This window comes from Nibrella viscosa, assembly GCF_039541875.1.
GTDB lineage: Bacteria > Bacteroidota > Bacteroidia > Cytophagales > Spirosomataceae > Nibrella > Nibrella viscosa.
Window position 1 is genome coordinate 60,537 of sequence record NZ_BAABHB010000007.1, and the last position, 18,356, is coordinate 78,892.

The 18,356-nt window shown below is 54.0% G+C and carries 18 protein-coding genes; 8 read left to right on the forward strand and 10 right to left on the reverse strand.

Annotated features, from left to right (window positions below; genetic code table 11):
• Window positions 1–131 precede the first annotated feature (131 nt).
• A complete protein-coding gene (locus ABD931_RS17475) occupies window positions 132–1,043 on the forward strand; it encodes a DUF1338 domain-containing protein (RefSeq protein WP_345269131.1) in 912 nt (303 codons plus the stop codon).
• Between the two features lie 74 nt (window positions 1,044–1,117).
• On the opposite strand, the gene ABD931_RS17480 is transcribed toward ABD931_RS17475, so the two are convergent.
• From ABD931_RS17480 to ABD931_RS17495, 4 genes are all read right to left on the reverse strand, one after another.
• A complete protein-coding gene (locus ABD931_RS17480; RefSeq protein ID WP_345269132.1) occupies window positions 1,118–2,536 on the reverse strand; it encodes an inorganic phosphate transporter in 1,419 nt (472 codons plus the stop codon).
• A gap of 137 nt (window positions 2,537–2,673) precedes the next feature.
• On the reverse strand, window positions 2,674–3,765 hold the full coding sequence (gene rlmN / locus ABD931_RS17485; protein ID WP_345269133.1) for a dual-specificity RNA methyltransferase RlmN: 1,092 nt from the start codon (window positions 3,763–3,765) through the stop codon (window positions 2,674–2,676).
• Between the two features lie 2 nt (window positions 3,766–3,767).
• The gene (locus tag ABD931_RS17490; RefSeq protein ID WP_345269134.1) at window positions 3,768–4,331 is read right to left on the reverse strand and encodes a CvpA family protein; all 564 of its coding nucleotides are present in this window, start codon (window positions 4,329–4,331) and stop codon (window positions 3,768–3,770) included.
• 87 nt (window positions 4,332–4,418) lie between these two features.
• Entirely contained in the window at window positions 4,419–4,868 is a 450-nt protein-coding gene (locus ABD931_RS17495) for a GatB/YqeY domain-containing protein (RefSeq protein WP_345269135.1), read from the reverse strand.
• A 151-nt stretch (window positions 4,869–5,019) separates the two neighbouring features.
• Here ABD931_RS17495 and ABD931_RS17500 point away from each other — a divergent pair, with 151 nt between their 5' ends.
• Together ABD931_RS17500 and mnmH are read left to right on the forward strand one after the other, a co-directional pair.
• On the forward strand, window positions 5,020–5,739 hold the full coding sequence (locus ABD931_RS17500) for a pyridoxine 5'-phosphate synthase (RefSeq protein WP_345269137.1): 720 nt from the start codon (window positions 5,020–5,022) through the stop codon (window positions 5,737–5,739).
• Between the two features lie 103 nt (window positions 5,740–5,842).
• Window positions 5,843–6,889 carry a tRNA 2-selenouridine(34) synthase MnmH gene (mnmH, locus tag ABD931_RS17505; protein ID WP_345269138.1) on the forward strand — a complete coding sequence of 349 codons (1,047 nt, stop codon included), beginning with the start codon at window positions 5,843–5,845 and terminating at the stop codon, window positions 6,887–6,889.
• On the opposite strand, the gene ABD931_RS17510 is transcribed toward mnmH, so the two are convergent.
• Together ABD931_RS17510 and ABD931_RS17515 are read right to left on the reverse strand one after the other, a co-directional pair.
• Complete coding sequence (locus ABD931_RS17510; protein ID WP_345269139.1) at window positions 6,865–7,047, reverse strand: hypothetical protein; 183 nt, start codon at window positions 7,045–7,047, stop codon at window positions 6,865–6,867. The genes mnmH and ABD931_RS17510 overlap by 25 nt on opposite strands.
• A 4-nt stretch (window positions 7,048–7,051) precedes the next feature.
• Window positions 7,052–7,540, reverse strand: a complete 489-nt coding sequence (locus ABD931_RS17515; RefSeq protein ID WP_345269140.1) for a Uma2 family endonuclease — start codon at window positions 7,538–7,540, stop codon at window positions 7,052–7,054.
• 72 nt (window positions 7,541–7,612) lie between these two features.
• Between ABD931_RS17515 and ABD931_RS17520 the strand changes: the two genes are divergently transcribed.
• The gene (locus tag ABD931_RS17520) at window positions 7,613–8,008 is read left to right on the forward strand and encodes a RidA family protein (protein ID WP_345269141.1); all 396 of its coding nucleotides are present in this window, start codon (window positions 7,613–7,615) and stop codon (window positions 8,006–8,008) included.
• A gap of 78 nt (window positions 8,009–8,086) precedes the next feature.
• Here the strand turns inward: ABD931_RS17520 and ABD931_RS17525 are convergent, their stop codons facing one another.
• From ABD931_RS17525 to ABD931_RS17535, 3 genes are read right to left on the reverse strand one after another with little or no spacing between them, the layout of a single operon-like run.
• Window positions 8,087–9,298, reverse strand: coding sequence for an ATP-grasp domain-containing protein (locus tag ABD931_RS17525; protein ID WP_345269142.1), 1,212 nt, complete (start codon window positions 9,296–9,298; stop codon window positions 8,087–8,089).
• A 49-nt stretch (window positions 9,299–9,347) separates the two neighbouring features.
• A complete protein-coding gene (locus ABD931_RS17530; RefSeq protein ID WP_345269143.1) occupies window positions 9,348–10,811 on the reverse strand; it encodes a leucyl aminopeptidase family protein in 1,464 nt (487 codons plus the stop codon).
• A gap of 18 nt (window positions 10,812–10,829) precedes the next feature.
• On the reverse strand, window positions 10,830–11,906 hold the full coding sequence (locus ABD931_RS17535) for an alpha/beta hydrolase (RefSeq protein ID WP_345269144.1): 1,077 nt from the start codon (window positions 11,904–11,906) through the stop codon (window positions 10,830–10,832).
• A 178-nt stretch (window positions 11,907–12,084) separates the two neighbouring features.
• Here ABD931_RS17535 and ABD931_RS17540 point away from each other — a divergent pair, with 178 nt between their 5' ends.
• The 4 genes from ABD931_RS17540 (at window position 12,085) to ABD931_RS17555 (ending at window position 17,642) form a co-directional block, all read left to right on the forward strand.
• Entirely contained in the window at window positions 12,085–13,185 is a 1,101-nt protein-coding gene (locus ABD931_RS17540) for a PA14 domain-containing protein (protein ID WP_345269145.1), read from the forward strand.
• A gap of 95 nt (window positions 13,186–13,280) precedes the next feature.
• Complete coding sequence (locus ABD931_RS17545) at window positions 13,281–14,387, forward strand: PA14 domain-containing protein (protein ID WP_345269146.1); 1,107 nt, start codon at window positions 13,281–13,283, stop codon at window positions 14,385–14,387.
• A gap of 164 nt (window positions 14,388–14,551) precedes the next feature.
• Complete coding sequence (locus ABD931_RS17550; protein WP_345269147.1) at window positions 14,552–16,966, forward strand: ABC transporter permease; 2,415 nt, start codon at window positions 14,552–14,554, stop codon at window positions 16,964–16,966.
• A gap of 43 nt (window positions 16,967–17,009) precedes the next feature.
• Window positions 17,010–17,642 (forward strand): hypothetical protein, encoded by a 633-nt coding sequence (locus ABD931_RS17555; protein ID WP_345269148.1) that lies wholly within the window; start codon window positions 17,010–17,012, stop codon window positions 17,640–17,642.
• Window positions 17,643–17,890: 248 nt separating this feature from the next.
• Here ABD931_RS17555 and ABD931_RS17560 read toward each other — a convergent pair whose 3' ends face one another.
• Complete coding sequence (locus ABD931_RS17560) at window positions 17,891–18,334, reverse strand: hypothetical protein (RefSeq protein WP_345269149.1); 444 nt, start codon at window positions 18,332–18,334, stop codon at window positions 17,891–17,893.
• Window positions 18,335–18,356: the final 22 nt, after the last annotated feature.

Sequence of the window (18,356 nt, forward strand, 5' to 3'; positions counted from 1 at the left end):
GCAAATATTGTAAACGCAAAGATAAAAGGATGGCAACCAACCTCATCGGCGGGTTGTTGACTAGTTGAATAACCGGTTTGTTCCGATGCCGAAAACCCGCTAATTTGCCCGGATATTCAACGTCTTTGCTTATGACTACTTCACCCGGCAAACTTGCTACCCTCGACCGCGTCATGGACGGCCTCATGAGCCGCTACCGCGAACGCGTGCCCGATGTAAACGGCATTATCAACGCTATGATCGATGAAGGCGTTATCCGGTCGGCCAACGAGATCGAAAACGACCATATCGCCTTTCGGACCATGGGCGTGCCTAACCTCGGCATCCGGTCGTTCGAGAAAATCTTTCTGCACTATGGCTACCAGAAACGTGACGAATACAACTTCACCGAAAAAAAGCTGACGGCTTACTGGTACAGCCCGCCCGAACCCCACTACCCGCGCATCTTTGCCAGCGAACTGCGGGTAAACGAGCTATCTCCCGAGGCCCAGACGATCATTCACAGCTACACCAACGAAGTTACCAGCGACCCGGTCGATTCGCTGGACCTGGACGATGCCGCCAGGGTTGACCGGTTCCTCCACCAGCCCCTGTGGCGCACGCCGACGCTCAGCGATTACCAGCGCCTGTTAGGCGAAAGCGAATATGCGGCCTGGGTGATCTACAACCGGTACTACCTCAATCATTTCACCATCAGCGTGCATAACCTGAAGCCGGGGTATACTACCATCGATGCGTTTGTGGGCTTTCTGGAGCGCCGGGGTTTTAAGCTAAACAATGCGGGTGGAAAGATAAAGGTAAGTCCGGATGGTGCGTTGCGGCAGGCCTCGACGGTAGCCCAGATGATCGAGGCCGAATTCGCCAACAACGAAACGCACCGCATTGCGGGCTCCTACGTCGAGTTTGCCGAACGGCGCGTCCTGCCCGAGTTCGAGCAGTTGCCCGCCGATCAGATCCGGCGCGAGCACCGGCGCGAGGGCTTCGAAACCGGCAATGCCGACAAGATCTTCGAGAGTACGTTTACGTCGCAGACGGGGAAGTAGTGGGCAGTTCTCCGTAGGCAGTAGGCAGTTTGCAGAAAAAGAACCGGAAAGTGCTCGTTCCGCCTGCCTACTGCTCAAAGAATCCAGCGGAAGAAGATATACAGCGTAAAGGAGAGCAAAATAGATACCGGGAGGGTGAGTACCCAGGCTGCGGCTATGTTTCTGACGGTACCGCCCTGCAGGTTTTTGATTCCTTTATTTGCCACCATACTTCCGGCAATACCGGACGACAGCACGTGCGTAGTACTAACGGGTAGTTTCAGCGCCGATGCAATACCGATGGTACTGGCCGCTACCAGTTCGGCCGAAGCACCCTGCGCATAAGTCAGGTGCTGCTTACCGATCTTTTCACCAACAGTCACCACAATCCGGCGCCAGCCCACCATGGTACCTAAGCCCAGCGAGAGGGCAATCATCAGAATGACCCAGGTGGGGGCATAGTCGGTAAACCGGCGTAGACCCTGCTTTTCGTCCAGGTTCTGGGTAATGGCATCCCGCTCGCTCTTACTTAATTCCACCTCCTCGCTTGCCATCAGCTTTTTCAGGTTGCTGTTGATCAGCAGCAAATCCCGGCGGACGTCCAGCCGCTTTTCGGCCGGCAGTTTGCCATCTACCAGCGAACCGGTCAGCATAACCTGTAACTCATCTATTTCCTGCCGGGTAGACTGAAGCCGCAACCGGTCTACCTGCCCAAGCCTCGTAGTATCGATCCGGCTAACTGATTGCTCAATCCGGGCCAAATTACCCTGCATTGCAAGCGGGTCTTTGCCAATATCGAGCGCAAAATAAGCCGGCGTGATCCCGATCAGAATTAGCATTACCAGACCGACGCCTTTCTGACCGTCGTTACTGCCGTGGAAGAAGCTTACCAGGGTACTGGTGCCAATGAGAATGCTGCGAATCCAGGTCGGCGGGGGAGCGTTCTTTTTGGGCTCCTTAAAGAGTTGATCCTTTACGTCGGCGGGCACCATGCGCCGGATCAGAAACATCAGGATAACCACCAGGCTAAAGCCCAGCAGCGGAGACAACAGCAACGCCTGAAACGTTTCAAACGCTTTATCCCAGTTCACAGCCGCGCTGGAGCTTTCAGGCATGGTTGAGAAGGCCAGACCCACGCCCAAAATGGACCCGATGAGCGTGTGCGAACTGGAACTGGGCAGGCCAAAATACCAGGTACCGAGGTTCCAGATAATGGCGCTGATCAGCAGGGCCAGCACCATAGCAATGCTGTGATAGACGTTCTGATCCACCAGCAGTTCAACGGGCAGGAGGTTTACAATCCCCATCGCCACGCCGATGCCGCCGAACAGAACGCCGATAAAATTGCAGATACCCGACCAGACCACGGCCACGGTAGGTTTCAGCGAATTGGTGTAAATAACAGTAGCTACGGCGTTAGCGGTATCATGAAAGCCATTGACGAATTCAAATGCGCAGGCAGCTAAAAGACTAATAGCCAAAAGGATGAAAACATCCGTTTCGAGTCCAAACATGTTGTGTTGAAGGCAGTAAAGATAAAGTCAACCGCTTGTTGACCATACTTTTAGCAAAGGTAAGGCAAACTTACCAGCATAGTGTTAAGAAATTATTAACAGCATCGGTAACCTTGTTCACGAGCTTCTCCTCTGTTTCAGGCAGCTTTGTCTTTTCCTGCCAACTGCCCACAGGCTGCGTCTATATCTTTACCCCGACTGCGCCGTACATTCACCACCACGCCCTTGCTCTCCAGAAAAGCGGCAAATCTGTCGAGTGTTTGCGGGTCGGTATTTTTGAACGTAGCCTCGGCAATGGGGTTGTATTCAATGATGTTTACTTTGGCCGGTACGCGCTTGGTAAACTCCCACAGCTCTTTAGCGTCCTGCAGGCTGTCGTTGAAATTGTAAAACAAAATATACTCCAGCGTGACGCGGGTGCCGGTTTTTCGGTAGAAATACTGCAAAGCCTCCGCCAGTGCCTTCAGCGTGTTGCTCTCGTTGATGGGCATGATCTGGTTGCGCTTCTGGTCGTTGGCTGCGTGCAGCGAGAGGGCCAGATTGAACTTCACGCCATCGTCGCCCAACTGATTAATCATCTTGGCAATACCGGCGGTAGATACGGTAATCCGCCTGGGCGACATATTCAGCCCCTCCGGCGAGGTAATCCGCTCTACCGACTCCAGCACGTTGCGGTAGTTCAGCAAGGGCTCGCCCATACCCATGTATACAATGTTGGTGAGCGGTACGCCGTAGTGTTCCCGCGCCTGCCGGTCTACTTCTACTACCTGGTCGTATATCTCGGAGGCTTCCAGGTTCCGCTTACGCTCCATATAACCGGTGGCGCAGAACTTACAGGTCAGCGAACAGCCCACCTGTGAAGATACGCAGGCCGTCATGCGATCATGCGGTCCGTCGCCACGGTCGCCCTCGCGCAGGGCCGGGATCAGCACGCCCTCCACCAGGTTGCCGTCGTACAGGCGAAACGATGATTTAACCGTGCCGTCGGTGCTTTTCTGCTGCTGGGCCACGGTGAGGGGCCGAATCTCAAAATGGGCGTCCAGCAACTGCCGTGTCTTCAGCGAGAGGTTGGTCATCTGGTCGAACGACCGCGCCGATTTCTTCCAGAGCCATTCATAGACCTGCTTTGCCCGGAATGCCTGCTCGGCATGCTCCACCATCCAGTCTTTCAACTGCCCGGCCGTCAGTTTCCGTATATCCTGTTTTTTCTGTACCGCTGCCTCTGTCATTACTACTCTTCCTTACTCAGTTTTTGTCCTATTTCGAACTGATCTTTCTGTGCTTTCCAGCGCCGGACCGCATTACCACCCGCCGGAATCCATTCGGATGTTACGTCCATGATTTTAGGTGCTACGGGCAAAATATGGGGATAAATCCAGGTGCCATCGGTTTGCCGGGCTGGTATCTTAACGCCTATAGTACTAAACAACCAGAACAGCACACTAATTCCGAACACCCACGTAAAAATACCAACCGAGGCCCCGGCCACACTGTCGAACGTGCCCAAAATCGTGTACCGCAACGATTGCCGCAGCGAATAGCCCATCTGGTTGATCAGGAAAATGGTAGGAAAGAAAATAATAGAAAACCCAAGCCAGGGTAATATCCGGCGGGCCATTTCGGTGCTGATGTACGGGGCCAGCAGATCGATACCAAAATTCAGGAACTTAAACCCGACGATCATCGCCACAATAAACGCCACCACCGCCACAATCTCCACCAGGAGCCCTTTGCGGTAGCCGTTATACGCCCCCCAGATCAGGGGAATGAGGATGAGGATGTCGAGTGTTTTCATAATAAAGAGTGAAAGAGCGAATGAGTGAAAGAGCGAAAAAAGTAGGCGTCTCAAAACCACTCTTTCACTCATTCACTCTTTCGCTCTTTAAGCCAAAAGCTGCTTTACCGCCCCCGAAATCGCCTTCCCATCGGCCTGACCGGCGAGTTCTTTGGTGGCCACGCCCATAACTTTGCCCATGTCGGCGGGGCCGGTGGCCCCCACGCGGGCGATGATGTCCTGCAGGCGGGCTTTCAGTTCGTCGTCGGAGAGCTGCTTGGGCAGGTATTTTTCGATGACAGCAATTTCGGCCTCTTCGGTTCTCAACAGGTCTTCGCGACCCTGCTGCCGGTAAATATCGGCAGAGTCTTTGCGCTGCTTGACGGCTTTGGTCAGAATACGGGTTTCGTCTTCCGGCTTCAGACCGTCGCCGGCGCCTTCTTTGGTTTCTTCCAGCAGGATCATTGATTTGATGGCCCGCAAGGCCCGCAGCCGGTCCTGGTCTTTGGCCAGCATTGCCTGCTTAATATCCGCGTCGATTTGTTGCTTCAGTGACATATAACAGTGAGAGTGAAGAATTATGCGTTAAGAATGAAGAATAGTGGTCTATCTTCGTCTCCGGAACAAATGAAAGTTGGGCAAAGTTACAAAAACAGCGATACCTGTTCTATTCATTCACTCAGTCATTCGTTAATTCAACATTTCTCAGATGACCCGCCTAAGCGTCAATATCAACAAAATAGCAACCCTGCGGAATGCGCGGGGCGGCAATAATCCCAATGTGGTGCGTGTAGCCCAGGATGCCGAGCGGTTCGGTGCCCAGGGGATTACGGTTCACCCCCGCCCCGACGAACGACATATCCGTTACCAGGACGTGCTGGACCTGAAAGAAGTCGTCACCACCGAGTTTAATATTGAAGGCAACCCCGACGAGCGCTTTATTGAACTCGTAAAACGGGTCAGGCCCGATCAGGTGACGCTGGTGCCCGATGCCCCCGACGCCATTACCTCCAACGCCGGCTGGGACACCCTCCGCCATGCCGACCACCTGCGCCGGCTGGTTGATACGTTCAAAAGCGACGGCATCCGGGTTTCAATTTTCGTAGACGCCAACGAACGCATAGTCGAAGGGGCCAAAGCCACCGGCACCGACCGCATTGAGTTGTACACCGAACCTTATGCCGCCGAGTTCTACGACAATCGCGAACACGCCATTGCCTCCTTTGTGCAGGCCGCCCGCGTAGCCAACGACCTGGGGCTGGGCCTTAACGCCGGCCACGACCTTAATCTGGATAACCTGCGGTACTTTGCCGAGAACATACCCGGCCTGCTGGAGGTATCCATTGGCCATGCCCTTATCAGCGACGCTCTTTATTTTGGGCTGGAAAACACGATTCAGATGTATCTTCGGGAACTAAGTAACGTTTGATAGAACGCGGATGACACGGATTAAGCGAATTCACACAGATTTTATTTAGATTATATTCGCGAAAATCTGCTCAATCCGCGTCATCCGTGTTCTATCCACCACCATGATCCAGCAATTAACTGTCGACGAATTTTTAGAAAAAGCCCGGCACCTGCCCATCATTGATGTACGGTCGCCGGGCGAATACGAGCACGCGCATATTCCCGGAGCCGTCAACATACCGCTGTTCGACAATGAGGAGCGGGCGCAGGTGGGTACCCGTTACAAGAAGGCCGGCAAAGATGCCGCCGTGCTGCTGGGTCTTGATCTGGTGGGACCAAAGCTGACGTCGTTTGTCAAGCAGTCGCGGAAGCTGAATCCGAAGGCGCAGGAGGTGCTGGTGCATTGCTGGCGGGGCGGTATGCGGAGCGGCAGTTTTGCCTGGCTGCTGAACACGGCCGGCATGCAGGTAGCTACCCTCGTTGGCGGTTATAAAGCCTACCGCAATGCGGTGCTGGAAGCCTTTGCCGAACCACGCCCGTTGATTATTCTGGGGGGCAAAACGGGCAGCGGTAAAACCGACGTGCTGAAAGAACTGGCCCGACAGGGCGAACAGGTGATCGACCTGGAAGGATTAGCCCACCACAAAGGCTCCTCGTACGGGGCCATCGGGCAGGCACCGCAGCCAAGCTCCGAACAATTTGAAAACCGGCTGTTTACCGAATGGCGACAACTTGACCCTGGCCGGCCTATCTGGCTGGAAGACGAAAGCCGCAACGTCGGCACCTGCTTTATCCCGTTGCCCCTCTGGCAGCAGATGCGGATGGCACCGGTCGCGTTTATCGATGTACCGAAAGCAATCAGAATAAACCGGCTGGTACAGGAATACACCGGCATCGACCATCAACTACTGATTGAGGCCACCGAACGCATCCGCCGGCGCCTGGGCAACAAAGACACCCAACTGGCCCTGAACGCCCTGGCCGAACACGATTACGCCACCGTGGCCGACATTACGCTATCGTACTACGATAAAGCCTACCTGCACGGTCTCTCCCAGCGTGAAGCCGAAACAGTACACCAACTGGCCATTATGGAAGACAACCCCGCCGAAACCGCCCGGCAGCTAAAAGCATGGGCAGCGGATTATGAGAAGGTAACCTTGCGGTAAATGTCGCTTATGGGCAACACCAGTTTACCCAGCCGAACCGTTTCTTCCGGCGAATGATAATCGGTATTCAGCCACTGATCGGGTTGCGCAGTGCGGGCATACACGGAGGCCATCGGCTTTGTCTGGTCAACAAACAGGACGTAGTGCAGCGAGAGCAAGGTTTTATAGCACTGATAGCTTCGTACCTAAATCATAATCTTTCGTTGATTCTGACAGGATCTCAACCACCAGATACGAATTTGTCAGTTGCGTACCGGACAGTTTACTGCTGGGTAGCCGTACAAAGTCGGGTACCCCCTGAATTACCGGCACATCTGCGTTGAACTCGCTCCGGCAGGCTTCTGCATAGATTTTAATGTTACTGCCTACTACGGAGTAATTACCCAAATCATCGAAGTAGTTGGCCAGCAGTTTGGCCAGTGTTACCACCAGCAGTTCATGAATAAAACTTGCCTGTCCCGTCTGTGCGGTATTGCCTTCCTTTTCGGCTTCTGCACTAGAAATGATTTCGCCATTGACGTATTCAATAGTATAGGGTACCTCATCGACCAGGTCGAGGTATTCTTCCCAGGTAGCCGGCACCCGCAGCATAACCGGCCCGGCGGCCCGCTCGGCCCAGGTCATCGGCAATTTTGGCGGTACTGCTTCCATTGATTACCGCGTTTATACATCCATTAAAGATAACCAAAATCCTCTATATTCGTTTCTGCCAATACGATACCCATGATTGAACGCATCGAAACGCCGGGGGCTCCCCTGCCCGCCGGTCACTACGCGCAGGCAACCGTCTGGAACGACCTGATTTTTGTTTCCGGTCAATTGCCCATCAACCCCGTGACGAAGGAGAAAATCACCGGCCCCATCAACGAGCAAACCCGGCAGGTTCTGGCCAATATGCAAGCCATTCTGGAAGCTGCCGGCAGCGACCTCCACCACGTACTGAAAACGACGGTGTACATTGCCGACATCAGCCTCTGGGACCAGGTCAACGCGGTATATGCCGGCTTTTTCGGCGATCACCGGCCCGCCCGCGCCGTGGTTCCCACCAACGAATTACATTACGGTTTTTTGATAGAAATTGAAGCGGTGGCAGTCCGGAAAAGCGCAGCAAAATCCTGAAGGTGCAGGGAACAAGCGTCTCTGTGGCGATTAGACCGAACGGGTACCGTATTATCATAAACGTGGAAACCCGTATAATCAGTTCGTCGGCCGGTCCGGTACGGGGGCACTGGCGTGGAATTCGGTGAAGATGCGCTGGATATAATCGTCCAGCAACTGCTGGATACGGTTGCGATCACCGGAGCGGACAATGAGGCCGACATGGTGCTCTTTGTGCATACGCCACCAGATTTCGGGTTCGGTGAAAACGGATTGGTCAGGCCATTCCTGACGGGCAAGGGATACGATCAGGCCGGCGTAGTGATACTGCTCGTCGGGGAGATGGTAGGGCAGGTTGCGGGCTACTGCGCTTTCCAGTCTGGCCCATTCGCGCCAGAGGTTAATGCCGGAAGCGGCTTCCACCATCTCGGCAATATGTGCTCCGCCAACACGGGACGAGGTTTCCAGAAAATACAGCTCGCCGTCGTGGTCGCCCTTAATGTACTCGGAATGCGAGGCACTGTACCGCATCCCGAACGCCTTCAGCACCTGCTGGTTCAACTGCTGGAGAGCCAGCGTTTCCAATCCGTCGTGCGGCATCACCATTGTCCGGAACACCCCTCCGCCATGCGCAACCTCCATCGGCGTAGCCAGGTACTGACTGCAGCGGGTGAAAATAACGGTACAATCCAGCGAAAGCGAATCGACATGGTACACCTTGCCCGGTTTAAACTGTTCGATGAGGTAATTGTGCCGCAACTCACCCAACGCATGAATGGCCTGCCAGGCTTCGTCCAGCGAATGTACTTTCCGGATGCCCGTAGCCGACGCTTCGGAGCGGGGCTTGATCAGCCACGGGGCTTCTGTGGAGCGAAGAAACTCCGTGATGCTTTCGTCGTGAAACAGTGGGCTGAACGCGGGCACCCGAATTCCGGCCGACTGCGCCCGTATCCGCATAGCCAGCTTGTCGCGGAAATAGCGGGAGGTAGTCAGCCCCATACCATCAAAACGGAATGTTTCGCGTACCAGAGCCGCCTTCTCTACGTCGAAATCATCCAGCGCCACCACCCGGTCGATCCGACGCGACCGCATTACGTGCGCCAGTCCCTTCAGCATGATGTCCAGGTTTTCGCTTGAGTTCAGCTCGTTGGGCAGGTAGAAAATTTCGTCAATAGCCTCATGCGGCCACGGATGGTTGCGCAGCTTCTCAACGGTGAGCAGGTAAACCGTATTGCCGAGTTCTTTGCAAGCTTTTAAAAATGGTTCTCCTTTAAAGAATGTCGATATGCACAGGAACGACAGTTGACTCATGCCGGGTAATGAGTTAAAGTGACCAAATGGATAAGTATTATCCAAATACTTAAAGATTTCGCAGAAAATCAATCAGCAGCCGCACACCATAAGCGGTGGCGTTCTTCTGCGACCCAAATTCCGTGTCGGCAAAGGCCATACCGGCAATGTCCAGGTGCGCCCATTTGGGGTGATTTTCCGTAAATACTTCCAGAAACTTGGCGGCACTGATGGAGCCGGCAATTGGCTTTCCGCTGAAATTTTTCAGGTCGGCTACATCTGATTTAATGTCTTCTTTGTAAACATCCCAGATGGGCATTCGCCACAGCCGCTCACCGGTACGGTCTCCGGCCCGGATCAGTTGCGTGGCGAGTTCATCGTTTTGGGTAAACAGACCGGCCGCGTGGTAGCCTAAGGCGGCAATGATACTGCCGGTCAATGTAGCCAGGTCAATCAGCACCTCAGGCTGGTAATTGCTGACCATATAACCCAATCCATCGGCCAGGATAATGCGGCCTTCGGCGTCGGTGTCAATCACCTCAATGGTTTTCCCCAGATAAGAGCCGATTACGTCGCCCGGCTTGGTAGCGCTGCCGTCGACCATGTTTTCCGTAGCCGGCACAATACCGATCAGGTGAACGGGCAGTTTCAGTTTAGCGGCTGCTTCTACCGTCCCCAACACGGCGGCCGCTCCGCCCATATCGCTCTTCATCAGGTGCATGTTGGTAGACGGCTTTATGGAAATGCCGCCCGTATCAAATGTAACGCCTTTGCCGACGAGCCCCACTTTCCTGACATTGGCCGCATTGGCGGGTTTGTATTCGGCAATGATCAGCACAGGTGGCAGGTCACTGCCTTTGTTGACGCTCAGCAGGGCATCGAATCCCTGTTCTTCCAGCTCCTCCTTGTGCAGCACTTTGACCGAATACCCATACTGCTGCCCCGATGCTGTGGCCCAGTCGGCCAGCAACAACGGGTTCATGTAGTTCGACGGCGCGTTCATCAGCGTCATAATGTCAAGCTGCGTAGCTGCCAGCGCTTCGGCTTGCGTCAGCACCTGCTCCGCTGCGGCACGCTGCGCATCATCGACCAGTAGCCTCAACTGCCCATCTTCCGAAAAAAACGCTGAGGTATCGTTTTTTTCCGTCTGATACAGCCGCAAGTCATAACCGCCCCCGCAAACGCCCAGCACCACCGCTTCGACCCTGTCGGCATCAAAGCCGGTCAGGTCAATGGCAACCTGTTGCGACAGTTTGGCTTTTTGTTTGAAGAACAGTTCCCGGAACGCCCGCAGCCAGTCCATAGTACCGGGTGTTTTTCCCAGCCCCAGCAGGTAAGTTTTCCGGCCGTCGGGATGGTAGAGCGGCAGGACTTCTTTAGCGTCGGCTTTGAAATCGGTATTGAGCACCGAGGGGGGCACCCCTGTTTTTTCGCCGATGGTCACCAGGGTTTCGGCTAATGTATCGGTCTGGACAACCGGTATAACCAGGGCGTCCGGCGTGGTGGATGGGGAAGACGTTATTTGTATCTGCATTGCTTATGGTAGTGTCGGTTAAAAGAACAGCCACTCTACCGCTTTTGGAAATTCGCGGCTCCAGTGGGCTTCCTGGTGCGTTCCTTTCGGATCAATAGACACGTGGAGGTCGATGCTGAGGCCACCGTAATGCTGCCGGAGCAGGGCATCGTTGAAGCGCTGCAGGTTGGGCACCATGTACGACGATTCGGCTCCTCCGCCGTAGGCGTAGACCTTCATCGGCACCGGCGCGGCAAACTTAATGGCATCAAAGTAAATTTTCGGCGAAATCCAGAGCGCCGGCGAAAAAATCATCAGCCGCCCGAAGACCTGCGGAAACAGCATACCGGCATAAATACTGATCAGCCCACCCAGCGAACTGCCACCCATTCCGGTATGCGCGGCATCGGGTATGGTGCGGAAGTGCGTATCCACAAACGGCTTCAGCGAATGCCCGATGAACTCCAGATACTGCCGCCCCCGCCCCTGCCCGGCTTTGGTGCGGTGGAGAGTAAATTCCCGGATGCGTTCTTCGGCCCCGTGATCAATAGTCACCAGAATAACGTCGTGGTGGTGACGGGCTGCCAGCAGCGCCATTTTTTTATCCACCTCCCAGCAGCCGAACTCACTGCCTTCACCACAGAGGTTTTGTCCGTCGTGCAGGTACAGTACGGGGTAGTGTTTATCGGTCGTATGATAATCATGCGGGAGCAGCACCTGTATGCGCCGGGTGGTGTCCAGTTGCGGCAGATGAAAATCTTCGCTGATTAGTTCAACGTTCGGCAGAAAATCCGGATTGAACGACTTGCCGAACCACCGCCAGTGCGGAACAAAGTCACTCTGCGTACCATAATGGAGTGTACTAGTCCGGTTGGGTACGCCTTCGCCGGAGGCATCCAGCTCTACATGGTCCCAGCCGCCCCGGTTGTATTTGTATTCGATTTTGTCGGGTAACGAGAAATCAGCCGGAAATTCAAAGACATAGCGGCCCGGCTCTTTGAGCTGCATTTGCAACGGTTCCGCATGGGGATACCAGTCGCAGAAATTACCGGAAACGAACACCGGCCGGTCGTCATGAACCGGGGTTGTCATCTCCAGCCGAAGAGAATTAGACATGTATGCGAACGTATATACAGTTGGTTGATTAGAGAACCATCGAGCCCCCTCATTATGTTTTCGACAGGCTATAATTGTCTCCTGAAAAGCCGCTGCCGGCTACAAACGTAACTTTATTAAGCGGCCCCGGATTAACGGCTCGTGTTCGTAACTTTCTTATAGTAAACCGGACAGTCCTATGAGCGTGTTACGAACGATAGCGGTAGCCGGCCTGTCGCTGACAGGGAGTCTGGCCCTGGCGCAGACGGGAAACGGCCTGAAGGGCGAATACTTCAACGGCCCCAACTTTGAACAGAAAGCCTACACCCGCACCGACCCACAGGTCAGCTTCGACTGGAACTGGCGCTACCCGGCACCGGGCGTACAGCGGGAGTATTTCTCGGTACGGTGGACCGGCAAGCTCTACGCCCCCACCTCCGGCAAATACCGGTTCAGTGCGACCGTAGACGATGGCGTGCGTATCTGGGTCAATGGCAAAAAGGTGATTGATGAATGGCGTAAGCAGGACGATACGCAGTTTGTTGGAGAGATTACCCTCCAGGGAAAGCACTATTACGACCTGAAAGTAGAGTACTACAACGACTGGAAGGGCAGCATCATTTTTGTGTATTGGGAGACCCCTGAAGAGCGAAAAAGCAATCTGTTCGGGTATACCGGCAAACCGTACAAAACTATTCCGACGCAGTACCTCTTCAGCAAACCGGTAATGGCCGGCCCCGTTACCGCTCAGCCTCAGGTAGCTGTTGCCCCCGCTATTCCTGCGACAAAACCGGTTACAGCGGCACCGGCTGCTGTAACCACTAAACCAGCTGCCACCGCAAAGCCGAAAGCCTCGGCGACGGTGCCAAAGCAAAACATCTCAACCCTGAAATCAACCGGTCAGGTAGCAGTGGCGACGCCTGCCGTTAAAACCCCGGCCGTATTTACCAACCTGGTGCGGGGCGAAGCGGTTATCCTCAAACAGGTGTTCTTTGAGCAGAGTAACTACGTGCTGCGGCCGGAGTCGTTTACGGAGTTGAACAAACTGGTGCAGACGCTGAAAACCCAGCCGTCGCTGCAAATCGACATTGTGGGCCATACCGATAATGTAGGCGATCCGCGCCTGAACCTGGCCCTGTCGGAGAACCGCGCTAAAGTGGTGGCCAATTACCTCATCCGCAACGGCATTGCGTCTGACCGCCTGGAGACCAAAGGCTACGGCGGTACCCGGCCCATTGCCGACAATACTACCGAAGGTGAACGGGCCAAAAATCGCCGGGTAGAGTTTGTGGTCAGGTAAACACCGGAAATAACCGCTCATACCAAAACCGAAGGGCCGTACCCCCAAAATCGAGATATTCGGTAACGTTTCTATTCACACTAAACAGGAAACCTATGGTCAGGTGGCAACTGCTCTGCGTAGGAGCCTGTCTGGCTACGGCCTTGAACGCCTATAGTCAACAGCAATCGATGAATGGCCGGGGATTGGTCGGCGAGTACTACAGTGACCGGAACTACGGCAAAAAGGTCTTCACCCGCATTGACCCGAAAATTGACTTCGCGTGGTTCAACCAGGCACCGGGACCAGGTATGCCCGTATCCTATTTCTCGGTTCGATGGACGGGAAAACTCTACGCCCCTGCGTCGGGGAAATATATATTTACCGCTGAGGTAGACGACGGTATCCGCTTGTGGGTAGGCGGTAAAAAGCTCATCGACGACTGGGATCTCAATGACAACAAAACCATCACCGGCAGTATTCTGCTGACGGCCGGGCAATACTACGACCTGCGCATCGATTACTTCAACGATATGCTGGAGGGCGAAATCAAAGTCTATTGGGTAACCCCAAAAGACAATAAAGCTTCCGGTATTTTTTCCGGCAATCCAGGTACGCTTATTCCGGCTCAATACCTGTATCAGCCCCGCTATACACCCCCTAAACCCGCTGTTGCCCGCGCCACAGAACCGGTCAGTAACCCAACACCGGCAAAAACAACAGCGCCCACGCCTGTACCGGCACAGGTAGCAAGCCGTACCGTTCGTCCCAGTTTGCCGGCTCCAACTACCCCAAAGCCTCAGCAAACGAAGCCGGCCGATACGGCAACGGTCAAACGCACAACACCCCCGGTTGTAGCCGAAACCTTTGAAGGGCTCAAGACCGGCGAAGCGGTGGTGCTGCGAAACGTCTTTTTTGAGCAAAGCCAATATCGGCTGCGTCCGGAATCCTACGAAGAACTGGACAAACTGGTGAAGACGCTGAAGAAATACCCAACTGTTCAGATTGAAATCAGCGGCCATACGGATAATGTCGGCGACCCACGTTTGAACCTGACACTTTCGGAATACCGCGCTAAGGTAGTGGCCAATTACCTGACCCGGCACGGTATTGATTCCGACCGGCTCGAGGCCAAAGGCTACGGCAGCACCCGCCCCCTCGCCGACAATGCTACCGAAGCGCAGCGAGCCCAAAACCGGCGGGTGGAGTTTGTGGTTAAATGACGATTATCTCCTGTTCGCTAATGGACAAAAGATTGTCCGGATTCGGACAGATCCTGGAAAATAGTATAGGCTGTAACCGGCAGGAAAGCAATTTTCAGTGGTGGCACAAGTATTGAGCAACATTCAGGGAATAGCTGTGTCTTTAGGCACATAATACAGCAACCATGCTCCGTAATTACCTGAAAATTGCTTTCCGGAACCTGCTAAAGCACAAGTCGTTCAGCTTTATCAATATCGTGGGAGTCGCTATCGGCTTAGCCTGTTTCCTGCTGATTGCCTTATACGTGAAGGACGAGCTGAGTTACGACCGTCACCACCGGAACGCCGACCGTATTTACCGGGTAGCCCGGACGTTTCTGTCCAAAGACGGCACCGAATCGCTCAAACTGGGCCATGCGGCCCCACCCTTTGGTTCGCTCATCCGGCAGGACTTCCCGGAACTGGAGCAGGTGGTGCGGCTGCTGGAAAACAACGCCCTGCTGCGCTATGGGGAGCATTCGTTTAACGAGGAGAATATGTTCTTTGCCGAAGAGAACGTGTTCAAGGTATTTACAGTCAACGTACTCAGCGGTAACCCCGACAAAGCATTGGTCAATCCATTCTCCATTATGTTTTCTCGGCCGATGGCGGAGAAATACTTTGGAAAGGAAAACCCGGTGGGCAAAACGGTTCGGATGGACAGTCAGTTTGACATGACCGTAACCGGCGTTTTTGAGCCGTTGCCGGCACAGTCGCACTTTCATCCTGACTTTCTGATTTCCTTTTCAACCCTCAATGATAATCGCGTTTACGGAGCGGAAGGGTTGCGCAGCAATTGGGGCAATAACTCATTCTCGACCTTTATCCTGACTCCGCCGAATTACGACATCAGCCGCCTGGAGAAGGCCTTTCCGGCGTTTCAGGACCGGCATATACCGGCGTTTCAGAACGTTAAAGCCTCTTCGTATTCGGTATTGCATCTGATGAAGCTGACCGACATTCACCTGCATTCGCAACTGGATTCGGAAATTGAGCCGAATGGCGATATTCAGTACGTGTACCTGTTCTCGGCCATTGGCCTGTTCATTTTGCTGATTGCCTGTATCAACTACATGAACCTGGCCACGGCGCGTTCGTCGTCGCGGGCCAGGGAGGTCGGTATGCGGAAGGTAGTAGGAGCCATCCGGAATCAGCTGGTTGGGCAGTTCCTGAGCGAGTCGCTGCTGCTGGTGTCCATTGCGCTGGTGATTGCCCTTATTCTGGTGCTTATCTTCCTGCCTTTCCTGAACGACTTTACGCAGAAGCAACTGACCATTGGTGCCCTGGCCGACCCAACGTTTCTGCTAACCCTTATTGGCATTACCCTACTCACCGGTCTGGTCGCCGGCAGCTATCCGGCCTTCTTCCTGACATCGTTCCAGCCGATTAGTGTGTTAAAAGGCAAAGTGGCTTCTTCTATTCGGAATGGGCGGCTGCGGCAAACGCTGGTGGTGACGCAGTTTGCCATCGCGGTGGCGCTCATCATCAGCACGGCGGTGGTGTACAACCAGATGAAGTACATCCAGAATTATAAACTGGGCTACCAGAAAGATCAGATTGTGCTACTGCGCATGGGAGCCGACTCGGCCCGTGATTATGAGGCCCTCAAACAGGAGTTTAAACGAAGCAGCACCATCAATGATGTAGCTCGTTCCTCCAGAATTCCGTCTGGACGGTTGCTGGATTCCTGGGACGCGTATGTGCTGAAAGGCGATACCATGGCTCCCACGGATATCGGCATCAAAGCGCTGACGATCGATTACGAGTTTATCCCGACGTACCAGATTGAAATGGCTGCCGGCCGGAACTTCTCCCGCGAATTTCCTACCGATGATTCAACGGCCTTCATTCTGAACGAAACCGCCGTGAAAATGCTGGGTTGGAAAGACCCAAATGATGCCATCGGCAAGCAGTTTGGCTACGGTCGCGACCGGGGGCAGATTATCGGGGTAACCAAAGATTATCATTTCGAATCGCTTCACCAGACGGTAGCGCCCATTGTGATGTTCCTTGACCCGCAGCGGCTTTTCTGGGCATCGGTTCACGTAGCCGGTAAAAATCTGCCAAACGCGCTGGCCCATATCGAGTCCGTCTGGAAGAAGAACTTCCCCGAGCGTCCGTTCGCGTACGAGTTCCTCGACCAGCGGTTTGGCCAGTTGTACGCCCGCGAGCAGACGCAGCAGACCTTGTTCGGTATCTTCGCCGGTATCGCCATATTCATCTCCTGCCTGGGGCTGTTTGGCCTCTCTATGTTCATGGCCGAGCAGCGGACCAAGGAAATTGGCGTGCGGAAAGTCCTGGGAGCATCCACAACGGATATTGTGGCTTTATTCTCCAAAGACTTTCTGAAACTGGTGCTAATCGCCATTGTCATAGCCTCGCCGATTGCCTGGTATGCCATGGACAAATGGATGCAGGACTTTGCGTATCAATCGGGTATTCCCTGGTGGGTCTTCATCCTGGCCGGTGCGCTAGCGGTGCTGATTGCGCTGTTTACCATCAGCTTCCAGAGCATTAAAGCCGCGCTGATGAACCCGGTGAAGAGCCTAAGGGCGGAGTGATAACCTTTTAAACAACACCCAAACTAACACACAGCAATCAATCATGAAAACTTTACTCACCCTGTTGCTGCTGAGCGCAGGCCTGACGGCGGTAGCGCAGCGGTCGTCTTTACACCAGGAGATTAACGACAACGGAAAGACCTTACGGATACGCGTTGATGCGGAGCAGAAAGGCCGGGCAGAAATCCATTACCAGCGAACCTTTGACGTAAAAGGCATGAGTAAGGAAGAAAAGGAAGCTCTGGTCAGCCGGGTTATCGATTCTTTAGGCATTGTGGAGGCCCGGCACGATGTGGTTATTATCAAAAAACAGCGTGAAAACCGCGAGCCGGATGCCAATTTGGCCACCGCGGCTAAACCGGCTTCCAAAGAGGCAGGCTATGCCGAAACCAAGTCGGTGACGAGCGTGAAGCATACGCGTACAACCACAACCGTTAACGACGGTACGGTGGCCTCGTCCTCCTCCGGCATTGGCAGCACCAATAATCCGTTCACCAAAACCATTGAAGAAGATCCGGTATCGGGCCGGCTCAAGATGCATTACGAGTACACCAAAGACGGCGAACAATTCATTTTTGAGCGTACCGTGAATGCGCAGGGCAAAACCGAAAAAGAAAAGCAGCGGCTTATTGAAGAGACCGAGAAGAGTTTGGGTTTGCCGGTTAAGAATATGTAAGCCATGTACGGGTCCGGCGCACCGGTCCCGCTGACCCAGCCGCGATAGCGGTTAGGCTCCCTGGCTAAAAACTTGCCATCCTCTTTAGCCTAACGGCTAGGCCATCGGGACGATGACCCGTACAACAACGCTATGTTCAGAAATCACCTCAAAATCGTCCTTCTTGATGGACCCGGTGAAGCGTTTAAAGACGGAGTGAGGGAGGAAGAAAGGGTTAGGGAGGAGAGAATTCTGAGCCCCTTCCTCCCCTATAAAAACCCATTCAAATCAAGTTGAAGCACCTCGGAGAATGATGTTTCGGTAACCAGGCCGCCGTCGCCTTTGCGGTAGCGGAACCATTGGAAGGCAATGTAATCGTATACGAAGCCTTCCAGAATGCCGTAGTCATCCTGATCAATGAGTTGAATGACTTTTTTGAGGTCACGTTTCAAACCCTCGGTATGGCAGATTTCAACAATGATGGGGGTTTGGCGGGCGTCGTTGTCGTAAAGGATTAAATCGGGAACCGGACTCGCCTGGCTCTCATCAAGCATGGTTTCGGGGAGTGGTTCCAGGCGGATAGTGCCTTCTTTATAGAATAGTGGACCCAGTCCGGAGTTGAGTTTGGATATGACCCGCTGATGCGCTTTTGGGCCATAAACACTCATTTCCTCATAAGTCAGCGGAAGTCCGGATGCCGAAGGAATATACATAATTCGTAACGCTATCTACATC

Coding starts and splice junctions, on each gene's coding strand:
- ABD931_RS17495 (WP_345269135.1), bottom strand. CDS start 4,868: ATGTCACTGAAGCAACAAATCGACGCGGATATTAAGCAGGCAATGCTG.
- ABD931_RS17540 (WP_345269145.1), top strand. CDS start 12,085: ATGAGCGTGTTACGAACGATAGCGGTAGCCGGCCTGTCGCTGACAGGG.
- ABD931_RS17525 (WP_345269142.1), bottom strand. CDS start 9,298: ATGAGTCAACTGTCGTTCCTGTGCATATCGACATTCTTTAAAGGAGAA.
- ABD931_RS17520 (WP_345269141.1), top strand. CDS start 7,613: ATGATTGAACGCATCGAAACGCCGGGGGCTCCCCTGCCCGCCGGTCAC.
- ABD931_RS17535 (WP_345269144.1), bottom strand. CDS start 11,906: ATGTCTAATTCTCTTCGGCTGGAGATGACAACCCCGGTTCATGACGAC.
- ABD931_RS17560 (WP_345269149.1), bottom strand. CDS start 18,334: ATGTATATTCCTTCGGCATCCGGACTTCCGCTGACTTATGAGGAAATG.
- ABD931_RS17500 (WP_345269137.1), top strand. CDS start 5,020: ATGACCCGCCTAAGCGTCAATATCAACAAAATAGCAACCCTGCGGAAT.
- ABD931_RS17555 (WP_345269148.1), top strand. CDS start 17,010: ATGAAAACTTTACTCACCCTGTTGCTGCTGAGCGCAGGCCTGACGGCG.
- mnmH (WP_345269138.1), top strand. CDS start 5,843: ATGATCCAGCAATTAACTGTCGACGAATTTTTAGAAAAAGCCCGGCAC.
- ABD931_RS17490 (WP_345269134.1), bottom strand. CDS start 4,331: ATGAAAACACTCGACATCCTCATCCTCATTCCCCTGATCTGGGGGGCG.
- ABD931_RS17475 (WP_345269131.1), top strand. CDS start 132: ATGACTACTTCACCCGGCAAACTTGCTACCCTCGACCGCGTCATGGAC.
- ABD931_RS17530 (WP_345269143.1), bottom strand. CDS start 10,811: ATGCAGATACAAATAACGTCTTCCCCATCCACCACGCCGGACGCCCTG.
- ABD931_RS17515 (WP_345269140.1), bottom strand. CDS start 7,540: ATGGAAGCAGTACCGCCAAAATTGCCGATGACCTGGGCCGAGCGGGCC.
- ABD931_RS17545 (WP_345269146.1), top strand. CDS start 13,281: ATGGTCAGGTGGCAACTGCTCTGCGTAGGAGCCTGTCTGGCTACGGCC.
- ABD931_RS17480 (WP_345269132.1), bottom strand. CDS start 2,536: ATGTTTGGACTCGAAACGGATGTTTTCATCCTTTTGGCTATTAGTCTT.
- rlmN (WP_345269133.1), bottom strand. CDS start 3,765: ATGACAGAGGCAGCGGTACAGAAAAAACAGGATATACGGAAACTGACG.
- ABD931_RS17550 (WP_345269147.1), top strand. CDS start 14,552: ATGCTCCGTAATTACCTGAAAATTGCTTTCCGGAACCTGCTAAAGCAC.